Annotated in this window: 15 protein-coding genes; 7 read left to right on the plus strand and 8 right to left on the minus strand. The window is 37.6% G+C overall.

The window, feature by feature from the left end; genetic code table 11:
* Positions 1-69 precede the first annotated feature (69 nt).
* Both VB733_RS11885 and VB733_RS11890 read right to left on the minus strand, forming a co-directional pair.
* Complete coding sequence (locus VB733_RS11885) at positions 70-2,028, minus strand: response regulator (RefSeq protein WP_323340291.1); 1,959 nt, start codon at positions 2,026-2,028, stop codon at positions 70-72.
* A gap of 224 nt (positions 2,029-2,252) precedes the next feature.
* The gene (locus VB733_RS11890; RefSeq protein ID WP_323340292.1) at positions 2,253-2,405 is read right to left on the minus strand and encodes a hypothetical protein; all 153 of its coding nucleotides are present in this window, start codon (positions 2,403-2,405) and stop codon (positions 2,253-2,255) included.
* A gap of 271 nt (positions 2,406-2,676) precedes the next feature.
* On the opposite strand from VB733_RS11890, the gene VB733_RS11895 reads away from it, so the two are divergent.
* Positions 2,677-2,853, plus strand: coding sequence for an NblA/ycf18 family protein (locus VB733_RS11895; RefSeq protein WP_323340293.1), 177 nt, complete (start codon positions 2,677-2,679; stop codon positions 2,851-2,853).
* Between the two features lie 17 nt (positions 2,854-2,870).
* Here the strand turns inward: VB733_RS11895 and VB733_RS11900 are convergent, their stop codons facing one another.
* Positions 2,871-5,783: a PAS domain-containing protein gene (locus VB733_RS11900; protein WP_323340294.1), complete on the minus strand. Its 2,913-nt coding sequence runs from the start codon at positions 5,781-5,783 to the stop codon at positions 2,871-2,873.
* A gap of 838 nt (positions 5,784-6,621) precedes the next feature.
* On the opposite strand from VB733_RS11900, the gene VB733_RS11905 reads away from it, so the two are divergent.
* A complete protein-coding gene (locus tag VB733_RS11905; protein WP_323340295.1) occupies positions 6,622-6,792 on the plus strand; it encodes a family 1 glycosylhydrolase in 171 nt (56 codons plus the stop codon).
* 217 nt (positions 6,793-7,009) lie between these two features.
* Here VB733_RS11905 and VB733_RS11910 read toward each other — a convergent pair whose 3' ends face one another.
* Complete coding sequence (locus VB733_RS11910; RefSeq protein ID WP_323340296.1) at positions 7,010-7,756, minus strand: creatininase family protein; 747 nt, start codon at positions 7,754-7,756, stop codon at positions 7,010-7,012.
* Positions 7,757-8,066: 310 nt separating this feature from the next.
* On the opposite strand from VB733_RS11910, the gene VB733_RS11915 reads away from it, so the two are divergent.
* Positions 8,067-8,846 (plus strand): S-layer homology domain-containing protein, encoded by a 780-nt coding sequence (locus VB733_RS11915; RefSeq protein WP_323340297.1) that lies wholly within the window; start codon positions 8,067-8,069, stop codon positions 8,844-8,846.
* 176 nt (positions 8,847-9,022) lie between these two features.
* Here the strand turns inward: VB733_RS11915 and VB733_RS11920 are convergent, their stop codons facing one another.
* Both VB733_RS11920 and VB733_RS11925 read right to left on the minus strand, forming a co-directional pair.
* Positions 9,023-9,295, minus strand: a complete 273-nt coding sequence (locus VB733_RS11920; protein ID WP_323340298.1) for a cupin domain-containing protein — start codon at positions 9,293-9,295, stop codon at positions 9,023-9,025.
* 130 nt (positions 9,296-9,425) lie between these two features.
* Complete coding sequence (locus tag VB733_RS11925; RefSeq protein WP_323340299.1) at positions 9,426-9,785, minus strand: Mo-dependent nitrogenase C-terminal domain-containing protein; 360 nt, start codon at positions 9,783-9,785, stop codon at positions 9,426-9,428.
* 816 nt (positions 9,786-10,601) lie between these two features.
* On the opposite strand from VB733_RS11925, the gene VB733_RS11930 reads away from it, so the two are divergent.
* Entirely contained in the window at positions 10,602-11,192 is a 591-nt protein-coding gene (locus VB733_RS11930; RefSeq protein ID WP_323340300.1) for a flavodoxin family protein, read from the plus strand.
* Between the two features lie 93 nt (positions 11,193-11,285).
* Here the strand turns inward: VB733_RS11930 and VB733_RS11935 are convergent, their stop codons facing one another.
* Positions 11,286-12,878, minus strand: a complete 1,593-nt coding sequence (locus tag VB733_RS11935; protein WP_323340301.1) for a protein kinase domain-containing protein — start codon at positions 12,876-12,878, stop codon at positions 11,286-11,288.
* 256 nt (positions 12,879-13,134) lie between these two features.
* Here VB733_RS11935 and VB733_RS11940 point away from each other — a divergent pair, with 256 nt between their 5' ends.
* The 3 genes from VB733_RS11940 to VB733_RS11950 all read left to right on the plus strand — a co-directional run bounded on the left by VB733_RS11940 (position 13,135) and on the right by VB733_RS11950 (position 15,249).
* The gene (locus VB733_RS11940; protein WP_323340302.1) at positions 13,135-13,992 is read left to right on the plus strand and encodes an FAD-binding domain-containing protein; all 858 of its coding nucleotides are present in this window, start codon (positions 13,135-13,137) and stop codon (positions 13,990-13,992) included.
* Positions 13,993-14,263: 271 nt separating this feature from the next.
* Positions 14,264-14,680 carry a hypothetical protein gene (locus VB733_RS11945; protein ID WP_323340303.1) on the plus strand — a complete coding sequence of 139 codons (417 nt, stop codon included), beginning with the start codon at positions 14,264-14,266 and terminating at the stop codon, positions 14,678-14,680.
* A 248-nt stretch (positions 14,681-14,928) separates the two neighbouring features.
* Positions 14,929-15,249, plus strand: a complete 321-nt coding sequence (locus VB733_RS11950; protein ID WP_323340304.1) for a hypothetical protein — start codon at positions 14,929-14,931, stop codon at positions 15,247-15,249.
* A 116-nt stretch (positions 15,250-15,365) separates the two neighbouring features.
* Here VB733_RS11950 and VB733_RS11955 read toward each other — a convergent pair whose 3' ends face one another.
* Positions 15,366-17,174: a M61 family metallopeptidase gene (locus VB733_RS11955; RefSeq protein ID WP_323340305.1), complete on the minus strand. Its 1,809-nt coding sequence runs from the start codon at positions 17,172-17,174 to the stop codon at positions 15,366-15,368.
* Positions 17,175-17,210: the final 36 nt, after the last annotated feature.

Here is a 17,210-nt window from a genome sequence, read left to right on the forward strand (position 1 = left end):
ACAACGTCTCTCCTATTTATTTGACCACAATCCTGGCGGAGAAACTCATAAAACTATATAAAACTATAGTTATCGCCCTGTCAATTTCGCAATTGTCCCCACTAACTTATCAGGAACAAAAGGTTTGGGCATATAGACTTGAAAGCCCGCAGAAATTATTTTGTTTACATCTGCTTCTTGAGAATAAGCGGAAATCGCGATCGCGGGAATTCTAGCAAATTTCGTCTTCTTTCGCAATTGCTGGATTAAATAGCAGCCATCATTTTCTGGCATATAAATATCGCTGACTAGTACATCGGGAGTATATGAGTTTAAAGTTTGGATTGCGGCGCTAACTGATGAGACAGTTTTGACATGAGCGCCATAAATTGTCAGTATCGAACAAAGCAAGTCAAGACTATCTGCTTCGTCGTCTACTATCATAACTTTTAAACCCTGCAATACAGAAGTATTTTCTACTAAGTCTTGATGATGATTCGCCATCGCCCAGGCGGCAGGTGGTGCGAATTTTTGCTTGGAAGTTAAGGGAATTTGCACAATGAAAGTTGCTCCTTGTTTTTTCCCTGGGCTTTCAGCCCAAACTTTACCACCATGCAATTCGACTAAATGACGCACAATTGCTAAACCTAAACCTAAACCACCATAACATCTAGTGCTAGAACCATCGGCTTGCATAAAGCGCTCAAAAACATAAGGTAAAAACTCTTCATTGATGCCATCACCACTGTCACGAATTGTCAATTGGGCGTATTTGATTACGTGTGAAAACAAGCCTCTTCTTTCTCTATTTCCTATTTCTACTTTTGATAAATGTACCTCTACAACTCCTCCATGAGGTGTGAATTTGATGGCATTAGAAAGTAAATTCCAGACAATTTGTTGCAAGCGATCGCCATCAGCAAAAATAAAGTCTACATTTTGATCAAATGTCACATTGATATTAATATTCTTAGCTGATGCTGCGGGATTTACAACTTCTAGAGCTGATGAAATCACCGCCCGAAAGTCTACATTTCTAATATTTAGTCTGAGATTTCCTTTAATAATATCGGAAGTATCTAACAAATCTTCGACAAGATGCAATTGTGTTTTGGCATTCCGATAAATCGCCTCTAAGCCACGAGACATTGTGATTGTATCGACTAATTTAGTCCGTAAAATATTAGCCCAACCCAAAATAGCATTTAAAGGAGTACGTAACTCATGAGATAAAGTTGCTAAAAACTCATCCTTGAGACGATTTGCTTGGGCTAACTGTGTATAATTTCGTGTTTGAGCAATTTCTAATTGTTTGCGATCGGTTATATTTTCAATGAATCCATCGACAAATATTTCCTTTCCTTCCTGGCTAATAACTTGGTTCCATCTGATCCAGATAGTATTTCCATTTAACTGCTGAAATTTAACTTCCTTTCCCGAAATCTGCCCTTGTTCTCGCAATTCTTGGAGTAATTGTCTACGCTCTTGGGATGTAAAAAAAATCTCATGTAAATTCAAAAACTGGACTTGGTTAATATTCTCCACACCCAAAAACTTGAGAAAAGTGGCATTGGCTTCCAATAATTTACCTTCTAATGTTGAGCGAAATATACCTACATTTAATCTATTTAATAATGAATGTAGGCGAATTTCTAAACTTGCAGATTTACGTTGATAATCAATACGTTCTAACGTATGTTTTACGGCTGTAACTAGACGAATATCATGATGACAAGATTTAACTACATAATCATCTAAACCTGCTTTCATCCCTTCTATAGCTATTTCCTGTGTCGCAGAACTGGTAAACATGATGACGGGGAGTTCGGGAAAAACGGCTTTGAGTTCGCTCAATACAGTTAAACCATTACTCCAATGCAACTGATAATCAGTGATGGCAAGATCATAATTGTTGACAGTCAATGCTTGAGCAAAGCTAGTCGCATCAATAATATGCTCAACCTCTAAGTCACAAAACTCTTTTTTGAGAAAGCGAATCACCAAAGTACGGGTATCGGGATTATCATCTATCAGCAAAATGCGTAGCATACTATTAAACTAATTTAATTTAAATATTGTTTACTTATCTAAACATAGGCTAACAGTATGCCTGCACCAATATCTTCATTCTCTAGCAAGTATTTATATATTATTCATTCTCTCTAAAGAGTGGTAAGTTTATCCAAAAGCGCAAACCTCGATTTAATTCTGACTGCCAACTTGACAATTCATGTATTCCGTCACTTTACGGATAATTGCCAAGCCAATTCAATTTATTGGTATAAATCGCCACCATAAAATCGTTTCAACACATCAAATATTTGTTCTTTATACTCTGGAGCGATTCCTATACCATTGTCTTCTACCCCAAGAGCTAAATCTGGCTTTGTGATGAGAAACAAACATTTAATCAACCATTGAATCATCTATCTGAAGATATAGAAACAAATCCAAAAGACAGAATCATCAATATGGGCGATTTTTCAACCACTAATGAACTTATTTAACTTGGGAAATAGCTAATCATCAGCAATCACATATCTTGAGAAATAAAAGCCCACTACCAATAATAAAAAGAAGCAATACTAAAGATAGTGAACACTAAAAACAAAATCATATAACATGGCAATCAAAGAGTCAAAAGCGAACTTATTTAATAATTTGGCTCAGATGATTGTAGGAATATAGGAGTTTTTTATGGATACTCATGCATTTCAACTTACCCTAGAACAGCAGTTTCAGATGCGTTTAATGGAACAATCGGCTGAAAGTTTGACTCGTGAACAACTATTAGATATGGTAATTCAAACCTCTCGTTTACTGATGATTAAAGATAATGTAATTCGGGGATTGGTAAAAGATTCTGTTTTCTAAAGTTATCCACCATGCAGTCAAAATTGAGTATTTTTGACAACTTGCATAATGACTTCAATCAACTCATTAGGTTCAATTGGCTTCGATAAATGTTTTTGAAACCCAACAGCGATCGCTTGTTTTTGATCATATTCACTTGCATAGGCGGTTAATGCAATTGCGGGAATGTTTCCCCCTGCATCTTGGGGTAAAGTTCTGATTTGACGCATTAACATATAGCCATCCATCTCTGGCATTCCAATATCGCTAATGATAATTTTTGGTTGAAACTCGCTTAATATTTCTAAAGCATCAAAGGCTGATGTGGCTTGGGTAATAATTGCTCCTTCCGTTTCCAAAACGAAAGCAATAAAATCCCGTGAATCGACATCATCATCCACAACTAATATTTGGATGCCTTGAAGGTTTTGAGAATCTGAGGCAAATTCTTCGTTGGTAATATGATTCTCTTGTTTTTCTGCTGTCTGAGATAGTGGCAATTCCACTTTAAATGTTGCCCCTAAATCTTCACCGTCGCTTTCCACGCTGACTTTACCACCATGCATTTCGGTAATTTGCCGGACAATTGCTAATCCTAAACCTAAGCCGCCAAATTTTCGGGTGGTGGCACTATCTGCTTGGCGAAAATACTCAAAAACGTTAGGTAAAAATTCTTTATTAATGCCTTTGCCATTATCAGTAAAAGTAATGCAAGCATTGTTATCGATTTGTTCTAAACTCACTTCTACCCAACCTCCATTTGGCGTAAATTTAACTGCATTCGTCAAAAGGTTCCAGAAAACTTGTTGCAAACGTCCGGCATCACCAAGAACATGACAGACATCTACTGCAAATACTGTTGTGATTTGGATGTTTTTGGCTTCTGCTGCTAAACGTACTGTTTCCCAGGCTGCTAAGATGAGAGATTTTAGCTCGACTGTGGAAGCATTGAGGGTTAATTTCCCTTGTAAAATTCGAGATATATCTAATAAGTCTTCGATTAATTGTCCTTGAAGTTTGGCATTGCGTTCAATAATTGTTAACGCTTCAGCAGTGCTTTCCGGATTGAGTTTGCGGGTTTGTAAAATTTTCGACCAACCTAAAATGGGATTGAGAGGCGATCGCAATTCGTGAGAAAGTACAGCTAGAAATTCGTCTTTAATGCGGTTGGCTTGTTCGGCTTCGCTACGGGCTTTTTGTTCCGCTTCGTAAAGGCGGGTATTTTCCAGGGCAATTGATGCCATTTGTGCTATTTGGACAAGTATGGACTCGTCTTCTTCGCTAAAGTCACTGCCGTCATCTTTATCGGATAGTTGGATTAATCCCAGATTACGACTGTCACGTCCAACTAAGGGTGCTGCTAACCAACCCCGCATGGGAGGGTGTTTTTCCCTGGCACTACCAAATCCTTGCCATTGGGGATGGGCTTCAATTTCTGCTTGTGTCATTCGCATGGGGCGATTTGTCTCGCAAACACGTCTATAAATCCCAGTACCATTGGGATTTTCATGAAAATCCCGCCAAGCTGCATATTTATCGGAAAGCGAGATAAAACTAATTGATTGTGCCCAATTTTCGTTAGTTGTGGCGCTAGTGACACATTGATGTGCGCCAATAATAGTCCGAGCTTGTTCAGTAATGACTCTAATGACTTCGGCAATGGAAAGGGCAGAATTAATGGCTAAAGCTGCTTTAGTTAAGCCACGTAGTTGATTTGCATAATGCTGCGATCGTGCTAACATTTGTTGACGTTCTGCCTGCATTTGCCGATATTCGCTAATATCCTGGTTAACCGCAATACTTCCGGTAATATTTCCCTGGCTGTCCCGTAGCGGTACGGCTGAGTTCAAAATGGTTTTTTGGCTACCGTCGAAGCACTCAATATCTATGACTTCGTTGATAGAAGTTTCTCCTTGTTGAATTGCCCGCCTCATTGCCCATTCTTCAGTAGTAATCAGTTCACCTGTATCAGCCCACCATCCCTTATATTCTCCGTAATCCTCCACTCCCACATATTTTTTACCTGCCCAAATTTCCTCGCCAGTTCGGTTTGTATGCACAATATTGCCGTCTTTATCGCTAATCCATACGCCCACCGGTAAATTTTCTAACACAGACCACAGTATTTCCTTGCTTTCCTGGAGTGCCTCCTGGGACTGCTTCTGGGCAGTAATATCACGGGAGGATGAGACTAATAACTTGGGGTTCCCTTCCACATCGGTGACTAGTGAAACCATCACATCCCACCATTTGGGTGTACCTTTGGCAGTACGACAAAATCCCCGGAAGCTTCCTACTTTTCCCTGTTTGGCAGTTTCTATCGCCTCTGAGGCTAAACTACGGGCAGGTTCTTGCCAAAAATCAATCCATGACTTGCCAATCAAGGGAGTAAAGTCATCAATTTCCATGAGCAGTAGCCCTGGTTTGTTCATGGATAATAAACGGGCATCTAAGTCCAAAAGTTTAATGCAGTCAGGGCTATTTTCAAAGATGCTACGGTTGAGTTGCTCGCTTTCACGCAAAGATTGTTCTACCTTTTTGCGTTCACTAATATTTTGCACGATCGCCATTCCCGCAAAAATTTCTCCGCGCTCGTTTTTGATGGGAATTGTATTGATTTGATAAAAATAATTATTACCTAGCACTTCCACAATCTTGCTTTCTCCAACTAGAGCCTGTCGATATAATGGCTCTATCAATACACAAGTTGGATGAGGAAATACTTCCCAAATAGTTCGACCAATTATTGTTTCTTGAGCTATGCCAAACACTGTGAGTCCTTGCCCTTCGGCGGCTAAGTAGCGCAAGTTTTGGTCAAACAGCATTAAGGCATAATTGGGAGAATTGTCGAGTAAAATTTGACAAAGATTTTCATGCTCTAATAATGCTGCATATTTATGTGGCAGCTTATTGTCAGCTAGTTGGCGATCGCAGTTATCTTGTTCGTACATTGTTGAACTCTGCAAAATTCTAACTTTTCAAAAGTTAATTAATAAAATTATTTTGTGATTACTGATAGCTACTGCTCAAAAATAAGCCGAGTATCATTCAGTTACAGAGCATCTCAATTAAGGAATAAGCAAACTAGAAAAGAGCGATGAAATCGGCAATGTTGGTAATTAACTTCATCCAAACCACCTACAAAAACAATTTACTGAACATAATAAATATGCAAACACTTGTTATCATCGCACTCAAGGATGGTTTTTTGCAATTATTCGCAATCACAATAAATGATTGTCACTTTTGCCTAGCAGATAGCTAAGGCGACGCTGACAGCAAGGGATAAAATATGTTTATGACTTGATTTGAGATTCACCTACAGATAAATTTGCTAGGGATATCATATCTAAGCATTTATACTCAACGATAAAAAAGCGATGAAGCTAAATGTAATGATATTGATGGAGATAAGTTTTTCTTCACATTCCACTTTCTGAAAAACCGAAAAAGTGTGAGTCTTTCAGTGGAATAGTGCCGATGGGGTTTGCTCTCGCTACTAAATTTTGGGTTAAATTTTGGGCTAAATGTGGGACAACAAAACAGGGGTAACAATTTGCGTTGTATACTGCAAACGGGTAATATACAAGCTGTTATCATCCTGATTGTCACCTTTCTCAATTTACTTAACCTTAAAGGTTGCGTCTTGAAGAGTCGTGAACCAGAAAATGATATGTATTAGCCGTTATTAGCATAGATTAGGAAGATAAATAAGCGATCGCGGATGCTAATTTTCATGCACAATCAACCCATTCATAAACAGCATAACAATTCCTAATCCAAAATACTATGGTTTATATCTTCCCAAAAGATTTTTCTTGGGGTGTGGCAACAGTCGCTTACCAAATCGCAGGTGCAGTAGACGAGGATGGACGTAAACCCAGTGTTTGGGATACTGAATGCGATCGGTTTAAATATTTATACAGGTATATACGTGCGTCCTCAAAAATACCAAAGTAGGGTGCTGTTAGCAGAGCGTAACGCACCATTCCCAATCTAATCAAAAGTTGTAGGTTATTAAATTCTTATTCTTAAGTATTCGTATAAAAATAAATTGAACAAGTAGTGTGGACAGGAGTTTCCGGGGAGATGTTCTTCACGGAAAACTCCGGGGCATCTTGCCCACCTTTGGAAAATAGCAAGCGAGACGCTTGCACTACTTATTTTTACATGATTCCTAAGCTGTTTCTAAAAATTCTAAATACCCTGAACTCAGTTCTTTGACAGCTAAATCATAAAATTGCTTGCCATGTTCGGGTGTGGCTAAAGCCGGGTTAGAACCCATACGCCCATCAGGGTAACGTAATCTAAAATCTGTAGCACTATAAATTTTATGTTCAGATGCAACTTCTGTGGATAAGTACCCTTGTTTAATCGCTTCTGGATAGACATATTGGGTGACAGCAACTTCACTGGGAGTCGCGTGGGAACCTTCTTGTTCCCCATACAATTCTTTTGCCAGTTTGTAGACAGAACTGCACATAAACCAATTTGCCACCTGACACTGCACCTGTTGTGCATTCTGAATCTGCAAATCTTCCAAGTGGGCGTAAGTTTCCGAAAATGCAGCTTTCAGGGTAGCAACATTACCACCATGTCCATTAATAAAGTAAAACTTTGTAAAACCTACTTTTGCCAAACTAGTAACATAGTCGCGTACTACCTGAATTAGAGTGCTGGGGCGTAAACTAATCGTGCCAGGAAAAGCAGTGTGATGGAGAGCCATGCCCACATTGATTGTCGGGGCAACGATCGCCTTAGTAACTTCACCGACACCACGAGCGATCGCTTCTGCACAAATTGCATCAGTACCAATTAAACCTGTAGGTCCATGTTGCTCTGTTGAACCAATGGGAAAAATAATCCCTCTGGATGTTTGCAAATAGGTTTCGACTTCTTGCCAGGTGCTTAAGTGTAGTAACATTTTCCTAAATATCCTCATGAAAATTTTGGTAATACGCAACTTTTTGCCGCTAGACAGCATCTTCTTTGACTAGCTTTCATCATCAAGAATCACAGTTAAGCACAAATTTACGCAGTGGCGATGTCTAGTATTCCACCAAAGCAACTTTGCAGGAATAAAAATCTCCCCCCATGTATCTCCAAGCCAATCTTAACCCGTTAATTTTAGCTTGGCGAACCACTAGCTTTTGGCATATTTTGGCAAACTCACACATATTTACTTTTGAGTCTACAAAATACATTGAAAACTTACCAAAAAAGGAAACGTGATTATGTCTTCTCAGATTCAATTAGTTATCAAGGCTGTCAGTGTGACTGCTGTCGCTTTGCTTTGTTGGGGTAGCAATCAACAATCATCTTTTGCACAGTTTCCAAGACAGTTATTAACGCCTGAAAGTACAATTAGCCAGTTAAATACCTCAACAACTTTCACGGATATTACTGGTGTTTCCGGCGAAAAAGAAATTAGACAACTAGCAGAATTAGGAGTATTAGAAACTACATCAGGTCAATTTCAACCACAAGCAGCAATTACCCGTAGTCAGTTTGTAACTTGGCTAGTCAAGACTTACAATCAGCTACACAAACAGCCAATTCGTCTGTCTGAAAACCCCACATCAGCTTTCCCTGATGTTTCTAATTCTCATCCCCACTTTACCTTTATTCAATCTGCTCACAATGCAGGTTTCCTGGCTGGTTTTGATGATGGCAACTTTAGACCTGATGACATTTTGACACGAGAACAAATGATTGCTCTCAAAACAACCCTGGATTCTAGTATCAACAGCAGTCGTTCCTCTGATGCACTGCGTAACTTCATCGGTAAAACTAAAGGATTCACTGATGTTGGGCAAATCAGTGAAAAGTACCTTCCTTATATTGCTTTTGATTTAGGTAATGCGGCTAGTGGGAGAAACTTTGCACGTGTCTACGGCACAACCCGTATATACGCACCTCAAAAGGCTGTAACACGGGCTGAAGCTGCGATACTTTTATCTCGATTTCGTCGGGGTGGAACTGTAGAGCAGGCTTTAAAACGCAGAAACAAATAGAACTATTCAACTTTATTCAACTTTATAAATGCTTATTTTTAGTATGGAGTCGCTACGAGTTTTCAGAGATTATTGGAGATACAGCAATCTCTAAATTCTAGTAATTTAACAACAGTTCCTGCGAATCTCCATACACTTTTTTATTTGATTGATTAACCTGATGCTTGAAATTTCAGCTAATTAAAAGAATAATGTTTCTTCACATCACTTTTAATTTCCCATGTACAGGACATTCCCACTGGAAACGTCACCAAATCCCCTTTTCCCATCTGTACTGGTTGACCGCCATCAGGCGTAACAATTACATCACCTTCTAAAAAATAACAAGTCTCTTGAGTATCATAAGTCCAAGGAAATTTAGAGATTTCTTTTTGCCAAATGCCCCATTTTGACACACCTAAATGGTGTAATTTTTCCTGACTTGGTTGATGCTCAATTTGAATATCCATTACTTGCTATCTCTATCTCAACTACACTATTTAGTTTTCTGATTTTAGTACATTTACAGCATCATGTTCAAAACTTCTATATATATTTTGATGGCTGAATTCTGACTTCTGGACTTCTGTAATTCTTGGACTAGCAGTAAGACTGAATATCTTCTCCGCATTTGTCTACTAGATAGCATAAAGCCCGAAAACGCAACCCCACAAATTGTTCATATAAAGGGTTTAATTTGCACATTGGCGGAATGTGAGCCACCTTACGACCAAACACAACGATATCACGTTCAAATGGACATTGGGCTGGAATTACTTTCGCAACTAGTTTCGCCAATTTACGATTATTTATTTCTAATGCATCAATGCGATTTCGTAGTGGTTGTAACCAATCAAATTTAAATTTTGGCAACTGTCTGGTGACAAATTCTTGAACTTCTTCTGTGACAGGTTGGATAAAGACAGGGAAAACAAGGTTTTTGTTGTTAGTTTTAAGCATAGTAGTTAGCTTCTCCTGGTTCGAGTGAAGTATTTTGTATCAACTGCTCAATTTACATACAATTTCCACGCTATCTATTCCGGCAATTTCAGTTGTAGCTTCAGATTATTTTTGCTAAACACGTCACCGTTTTGGCTATGGAATTAGGTGGTCAATTGAGGAATTAACAATTATTTAAACTTAGCTTTTTAGCTACAACTGTTCCGTTGAATACAAAATAGCAAAAAAACTTTACAAATGTCAGGCAATTAATTATTTATTATTTATATACCCCATTACTCTGATATATCTTTAATTTAGAAGATACGTATGAAAACAAACAGTACCTTTCGGTGTGATTTCCCCTACTAAAAAAGCCGTATATCCCTCACCTGGGATGATTTTTGTGAACCAGAATGCAGAAACATGTTCAACCTTAAGTCATAAATTATCAGGCAAATGGTAACAGACGTTACATTTTTTAACAATTAAGAATAACTAATATTTGCTGATTTATTTACTGATTAATTCGCTAATTAAATTCATCGCTACAAGTCGATATAGCGATTCAGGTAAATTTGGATTATGTAAAACAGTACATATAAAACTAATTAATAATGTAATTTCAATCAACTAATGCCATCGATAGATGACTGAAAAAACTCTGTCTGCCAGAAGGGAGAGTCAAACAAGAATCTAAATTTGCAAAATTTGTAGCGCCAGATTCCGAAGAGGATGATTATGGTTACTTTTTGGTAACTACTTTACTTCAATTAGTATTTTCTTTTACTATCAACCTCGGTAATCTAAATATTTCATCCAAACACGAGGTTCATTATGCCATCTGTGGCAATTATATATTTCTCCGGTAGCGGTCATACCCATCTTATGGCAGAAGCGATCGCAAATGGTGCGAATCAGGTTTCCGGGACAACGGTTGATTTATTGCGAATCACTGGGGAACAAATCGTTAATGGACGTTGGCAGGATGACGCGATTTTGGAAAAACTGAATCAAGCGGATGCAATTATATTTGGTTCCCCTACTTATATGGGTGGTGTCGCCGCTCAATTTAAGGCTTTTGTTGATGCTGCAAGTTCAGTTTGGTTTCAGCAAGGTTGGAAAGATAAATTAGCAGCAGGTTTTACCCATTCGAGTTCTCCAAGTGGTGACAAGCAAGGTACATTGCTTTATATGGCGATTAATGCCGCCCAGCACAGCATGATTTGGGTGAATCCAGGAGAGATGTCAAGTTTTTTGCTTGGTAAAGATGATGGAGTAAACCGTTTGGGTTCGTATATGGGGGTAATGGGTTCGAGTCCATTAGATATGAGTGGAAAACCTGCTGAAATTGATACTGGAGATAAATTGACAGCAGAAAGATTGGGTATCAGAATTGCTGAGATGGCACAAAGATTTAAGCACTAAATAAAGCACTAAATTATGATTGTCGGGAGGTTACTTCACATGTAACTAACCCACTCCTATGGGTGGGTTTCCTAAGTTATGGAAAGTAATCTTCTAAGTTAATTTTTGATAGCGCATCAATAAAAACTGTAAAACGATACCTGTAACTATTGCAAAACCAAACAACCCCAAGACAATACCAAAAATACTATAAGCATTCCCGAAATAATAATTGACTGCTTTATTAATTCCCACAGCTACACCACCGCCAGCAACGCTTGCCAATACCCACCAAAAAGCAGTTTGTATACGTATATATCGCTGTAACACTAACCATTGACAAATCCCCACGGCTAAACCTGGGATAATAAATAACTTATTTTGAGTTCCATAACTTCCACTAAAAACACTCAAAATACCTTCAAATATGAATCCCAAAACTGTCACCAAAAACCACCAGCGTAGTTTAAAATAACTCTGTCGTAGTAATATACTTTGTGCTAATCCAATACCAATTCCAGTAATTAGCCCAAATATTGCCCCACCAAAGATAAAACCAACAGTGATATTTTTGAAAACTGCACCCAGAATAAATTCTGCCAGAAAACCAGCTACAAAACCAATAAAGCCTCCAATAGTACCACAGGATGCGATCGCAATTATCCACACAAACAAAAAACTCCATGAAAATCTAGTTTTGCGCGGTAATAAAATAGATGGATTCAGGCTGGTTTGTGATACCATTAACGGGGTTGCTGTTGGGTTTAATTCTGCTAAAGTTTGCAAGATTTCCTCTGTACTTTGAGGACGTTCTCTTGGTATGGGAGACATCATTGCATCGAGTAAATTAACTATTTTTGAGGATATTTTAGTAGTATGACTGTGCCAACTATTTTGCAAATTGGTATACTTTGAATTTACATTATCTAAGTTTGTATTATCTGCATTTGAATTATTGAAATTTGGTTCATAAAGTTCGAGATAGGATAGAGGAGATTTTCCAGTTAAGAGAAAAGCAAATGTGCGTCCTAAAGCAAAAAAATCAGATTGAGACACTGCACTATTGTTAATCTGTTCCGGTGGAGTATAAGCAGCAATAAATTGTACTTGTTTATTTATCTGCGGTTCTCCAAAGCCCACAAGTGCTAAATTGCCATTATTTTGGAGTATGATGTTAGCTGGTTGAATATGTAAATGTAATAAATCATGGCTGTGAATTTGTTGTAATATTTCTACAATTTGTTGCAACCAGTTAATTACTAATTTTTCATCTAGAGCTTGATGTGCTTGCTCTGTTGAAGAGTGACTCAATATATAATCATCTAAAGTCAAACCAGTGATTTTTTCAATGACTAAACAATGTAAAGGTGTTGCTTTATCGCGAGGAAAATAAATAAAGCAACCATCAACTTCTACTTTTGGTAAACCAGGATGATTTAATTGCTTTAAAACTTCACCTGTTTTGTGAAAATGCTCAATTTCTTGCGAATTATTTGATGTCAAAGTTTGTAGATATTTGACTGTCTCATTACCAACTTCGCGAACTTCATACTTACAGGATGAATTATTGTTATAACTATGCTGATTAATTTGTTGAATTACCTGATATCTCCCAGAGAGAAGTAATTCTGAACCACAATTCCCACAAAAACGGTTTTCTTGAGGATTGTTTGGTTGATTACAATTAGGGTTGATGCACAAAATCATATTGAAAATGGTTATTTTTAATCGTGAATATATACAGTAATATTTGATTTATCTTGAGAGAATGGAATTATTTTGAAAAAAATCAGTTTATCAATTGTCTACTTTCAACTTAATAATATATACCTAAATGTGTAGCCAATTGATTACAGTTGACGGTTAATACTTATTATTTACACCAAAGATATACTAAACTCACACATTAGAGCATAGTTTGCTTGACAGAGAATAGATTAAATTAAACACTCACAGGTTTATTATGAGTCACAACATGCGGCGCGAATTTAGTAACCGGGATGAACTTATTGTGTATCTTCGCGAACAATTTCCTCAAGCAACAGAAACAGATAATCATATTAGTGAAATGCTTGGTGGACGAAAAACTGCCGAAGTCGCTTTGGCAAAAGTTGACCCACTTAAGTACGGCAAAACACGTAATTTTTTCAAAGGAGCAGTGACTTATCTATCTCCATATCTTCGTTATGGTGTAATAAGCTTACGCGAAGTTCGAGATTTTGCAGTTGCTAAAGCCCATAACCCAGATGATGCTATCAAGCTTGTGAATGAGTTAGGATGGCGCGACTACTGGCAAAGATTATATTTGCAACTGGGGGACAAAATTTGGGAAGATCAGGAAGAATATAAAACTGGGTATAACAAGAGTGAGTATGCGTCACAATTAGCCGCAGATATTCGCGAAGGAAAAACTGGGTTAGTTTGCATCGATAGTTTTAGTGATGATTTACGAGACATCGGCTATTTACACAACCATGCACGCATGTGGATAGCTGCATATGTAGTGCATTTTCGACGCATTCGCTGGCAAGCTGGAGCAAAATGGTTTCTCGAACATTTGTTAGATGGTGATCCGGCGAGTAATAATATGTCATGGCAGTGGGTTGCCAGTACGTTTAGTCATAAGCCTTATTTTTTTAATCGTGAGAATTTAGAAAAATATACGGAAGGGGTTTATTGTCAGAAATGTCCGTTGTATGGGAATTGTGATTTTGAAGGCAGTTATGAAGAGTTAGAAATAAAGTTATTCCCCAAAGGAGAATTTAGTCGGCAGAGAAATAGTCAAAGTTGGCAGAAAGGTAAAAGGGTAAAGGGAAAATAGAAAAATCAGGTACATTCAAATTCTTACTCTCTACGCGAGATAAATTCATACTCAGATTCAGCTACCCCTTAAGTTTGAGGAAATGTTAGATTCAAACGAAATGAATTAGCTGAGAATGACTCGATAATAGCTACACCAAAAACAGCTAGAAACTGGACTCCCTAAATCGCTATAGCACCTTAAGATTAGACTTAAAGACTAATAGCTAAAGGCTTGCAGTATAGAAATAATAACTATAAATAATCATCAACCCTTGACTACTCACCAAAAAATGCCAACATCAATCATCTGGATACATGGAGATTGCTTAAGTCCCCAAAATCCTGCATTTGAAAAATACCCTGATACACCTGCTATTTGGGTGTGGGATGATGCTTTACTTACCGAATGGCAAATTAGTCTCAAACGCATCACCTTCATTTACGAATGTTTACTAGAATTACCAGTCACCATCAGGCGTGGAGACATAGCCAAGGAAATTTTAGAATTTGCTAAAGAACATAATGCCACTCAAATTGTCACCACAAATAGTCCCAGTCCCCGATTTGATGTAATATGCGATCGCATCAAAAAATCACTGGAATTAGAAGTCTGTACAATTGAGCCTTTTTTTGATTATGACGGTTTTATCGATTTGAAGCGCTTTTCTCGATATTGGAAAGTTGCTGAAAAATACCTATTTGATTGAATAATTATAATTACTCAACTTATCGAAATATCAAGAATGTTAACAAATTGCTTTTATCACTGCTAGCAAAGTGATAGGCTATTTCTGGAAGGTATAGACTTCATTAATTGTTTCCGCCTTTGAGATATACAAATTGTTGCGAATAGATGAGAGACAATTTATAAAGTGATATTAACTTAATCCTGTGGTAATAAACCCAGTTTATTTTATTTTCAGGTTTTGTCTATTAAATCATTACAGGAGAGACTATGATACCTAATGATTCTCTCAAACATAAATTAAGCTACCAGAAATTAGTAGACCTCGAACTATTAGATATATGGGCGCAAACGGGCGGAAATATTGATTACCTAATCGCCGAAGGGTTTTTAAATCCTGCCGATATCGAAGAAGTCGAAACAGAAACAGCTATCAAAGAACAATCCTCATCCCGCTTCAAAGTCGGCATTGTATTCACAATTATTCTCGCTCTACTCAGTATTGGCATGTGCTTGCAAGCAAGTCAAATTACACAGGCATTAAGAGAATTTGCCAGGATATCTGCATATCAAATCATACAAACTTATTAACTAATAATTGCTAGGAATGTCAGGTTGTTTGTAAATTGTAAATAGTAGATGAGTTATATCCCCGACTTTTTCTAGAAGTGAGGGATATTTCTTTTTTCCAGGATTTTTAAATTTAACTAAAACAAACCCTTCACAGAATCGCCTAACCACCCAACTAAATTATCTTTTTGAATTGAAGTCGGATTTTGGATAAGAATTACTTGATATTTGCTTTGTCTTGGAGGTGCTAAGACAATATTAAAACTAAGTAACTGGTCTTGATGGAAAACAGCCACTTCAATATTATCATGAGGTTGATAATCTTTGAGACGTTCAGTTAATCCATTAGCACTAACTTTAATGCCATCAATTGCGAGCAACTCATCTCCCGCAGTGATTCCTGCGATTTGTGCAGGGGAACCTGCTTCTACAAATTTAATTACTTCTCTGCCATGCTCGTTACTCACCCGCAAGCCTAAAAATGGTTCTGCATCAGCATCACCAATCAATTGCAATCCAAATGATTCGAGGTATTGATTAAATGGTAAATCCTCTAAACCATCGATGTACTTGGTGAAGAAATCAGCTAAGTCAACTTCTGCGACAGACTCAATTACATCTTGTAAATCCTGGGGAGTAAAACCAATTTCATCCTTACCAAATTGATGCCACATTTTACGCATGACATCATCGTAAGAGCGTTGATTACGGTGTTTTGCACGAATGAGCAAATCTATTAATAACGATACCATTTCTCCCTTCAAATAGTAGGACATTTGAGAATTTCCACTATTAGCATCAGGGCGATATAACTTAATCCAGGCATCAAAACTTGATTCGGAAAGCACTTGCACCGAACGACCTGGTGTGATTTGATATCTTGTAATCTCTTTACTTAAATGTGCTAAATATGATTTAGCGTCATAAATACCAGCCCGTAAAGGAATTAGTAAATCATAATAACTTGTCGTTCCCTCACAAAACCAGAGAGAAGGGGTATAGTTTTCGCCATCGTAATCAAAAACTTCTAAACCCTGGGGACGAATTCGCTTGACATTCCACAAGTGGAAAAATTCATGTGCGACTAATTGCAGAAAACGCTCGTATTTATCCTTATCGCGAAAACCAAAACGTTGATAAATCAAAGAACAAGAATCTTTATGCTCCAATCCTCCGTAAGCTTGGGCAGATAAATGCAGCAAAAATAGATAGCGATGGTAGGGTAAACCAGCAAACATTCCCGATTCAACTTCAATAATGCGTTGTATATCCGTAATCATTCGCTGTATGTCATAGTTGCCCTTGCCCCAAATCGCTAATTCGTGAGGTTTACCTAATACCTCAAACTCATGTAGTGAATGGCAACCAATCTCAAAAGGACTATCAACTAAAGTATCAAAATCAGCAGCAGAGAAAGTATTTTTTTCACCGGGAACAATTGGTAAGGCTGTAGTAATTTTCCATTCTGGATGTGCTGGGGTAATTTTCACATTAATTGCTTGCTTTTCCCAACCAGCTATTCTAAAAAACAATGCAGCACCATTAAAATATCCATGCGTCGTATCTAAATGATTAGTTCGCACAGATAATTCATTAGCAAATATACGGTAATTTATAGTAATTTCGGTAACATTATTAGTCTCAACTTGCCAGTGATTTTTGCTGACTTTACACCAACATAAAGGTTGCTGGCGAGATTGTTCACCAGATTGGACAAGAGAAAACGCCCGAAAGTCCTGTAAATTTCTGGCATATTCCCGTACTAAATAGGAACCTGGAGTCCAAACAGGAAATTTTAAATCTAAAACAGAGGATGAATAATTTGTAACCCGCATTGTCACCTCAAACAAATGAGTTTGTGGTTGCGGCATGGCAACATGGAAAAAAATTGTTGGTAATGTATTTTGATGAGCGATGTGAGTGCGAGGAGCAATTACTTCTGTCATTTTGAGTGTTGTCTTTGGCGTTAAGGTAAAATAGAA

Source organism: Calothrix sp. UHCC 0171 (assembly GCF_034931845.1).
Lineage (GTDB): Bacteria > Cyanobacteriota > Cyanobacteriia > Cyanobacteriales > Nostocaceae > Brunnivagina.

Coding starts and splice junctions, on each gene's coding strand:
- VB733_RS11885 (WP_323340291.1), bottom strand. CDS start 2,028: ATGCTACGCATTTTGCTGATAGATGATAATCCCGATACCCGTACTTTG.
- VB733_RS11890 (WP_323340292.1), bottom strand. CDS start 2,405: ATGATTCAATGGTTGATTAAATGTTTGTTTCTCATCACAAAGCCAGAT.
- VB733_RS11895 (WP_323340293.1), top strand. CDS start 2,677: ATGGATACTCATGCATTTCAACTTACCCTAGAACAGCAGTTTCAGATG.
- VB733_RS11900 (WP_323340294.1), bottom strand. CDS start 5,783: ATGTACGAACAAGATAACTGCGATCGCCAACTAGCTGACAATAAGCTG.
- VB733_RS11905 (WP_323340295.1), top strand. CDS start 6,622: ATGGTTTATATCTTCCCAAAAGATTTTTCTTGGGGTGTGGCAACAGTC.
- VB733_RS11910 (WP_323340296.1), bottom strand. CDS start 7,756: ATGTTACTACACTTAAGCACCTGGCAAGAAGTCGAAACCTATTTGCAA.
- VB733_RS11915 (WP_323340297.1), top strand. CDS start 8,067: ATGTCTTCTCAGATTCAATTAGTTATCAAGGCTGTCAGTGTGACTGCT.
- VB733_RS11920 (WP_323340298.1), bottom strand. CDS start 9,295: ATGGATATTCAAATTGAGCATCAACCAAGTCAGGAAAAATTACACCAT.
- VB733_RS11925 (WP_323340299.1), bottom strand. CDS start 9,785: ATGCTTAAAACTAACAACAAAAACCTTGTTTTCCCTGTCTTTATCCAA.
- VB733_RS11930 (WP_323340300.1), top strand. CDS start 10,602: ATGCCATCTGTGGCAATTATATATTTCTCCGGTAGCGGTCATACCCAT.
- VB733_RS11935 (WP_323340301.1), bottom strand. CDS start 12,878: ATGATTTTGTGCATCAACCCTAATTGTAATCAACCAAACAATCCTCAA.
- VB733_RS11940 (WP_323340302.1), top strand. CDS start 13,135: ATGAGTCACAACATGCGGCGCGAATTTAGTAACCGGGATGAACTTATT.
- VB733_RS11945 (WP_323340303.1), top strand. CDS start 14,264: ATGCCAACATCAATCATCTGGATACATGGAGATTGCTTAAGTCCCCAA.
- VB733_RS11950 (WP_323340304.1), top strand. CDS start 14,929: ATGATACCTAATGATTCTCTCAAACATAAATTAAGCTACCAGAAATTA.
- VB733_RS11955 (WP_323340305.1), bottom strand. CDS start 17,174: ATGACAGAAGTAATTGCTCCTCGCACTCACATCGCTCATCAAAATACA.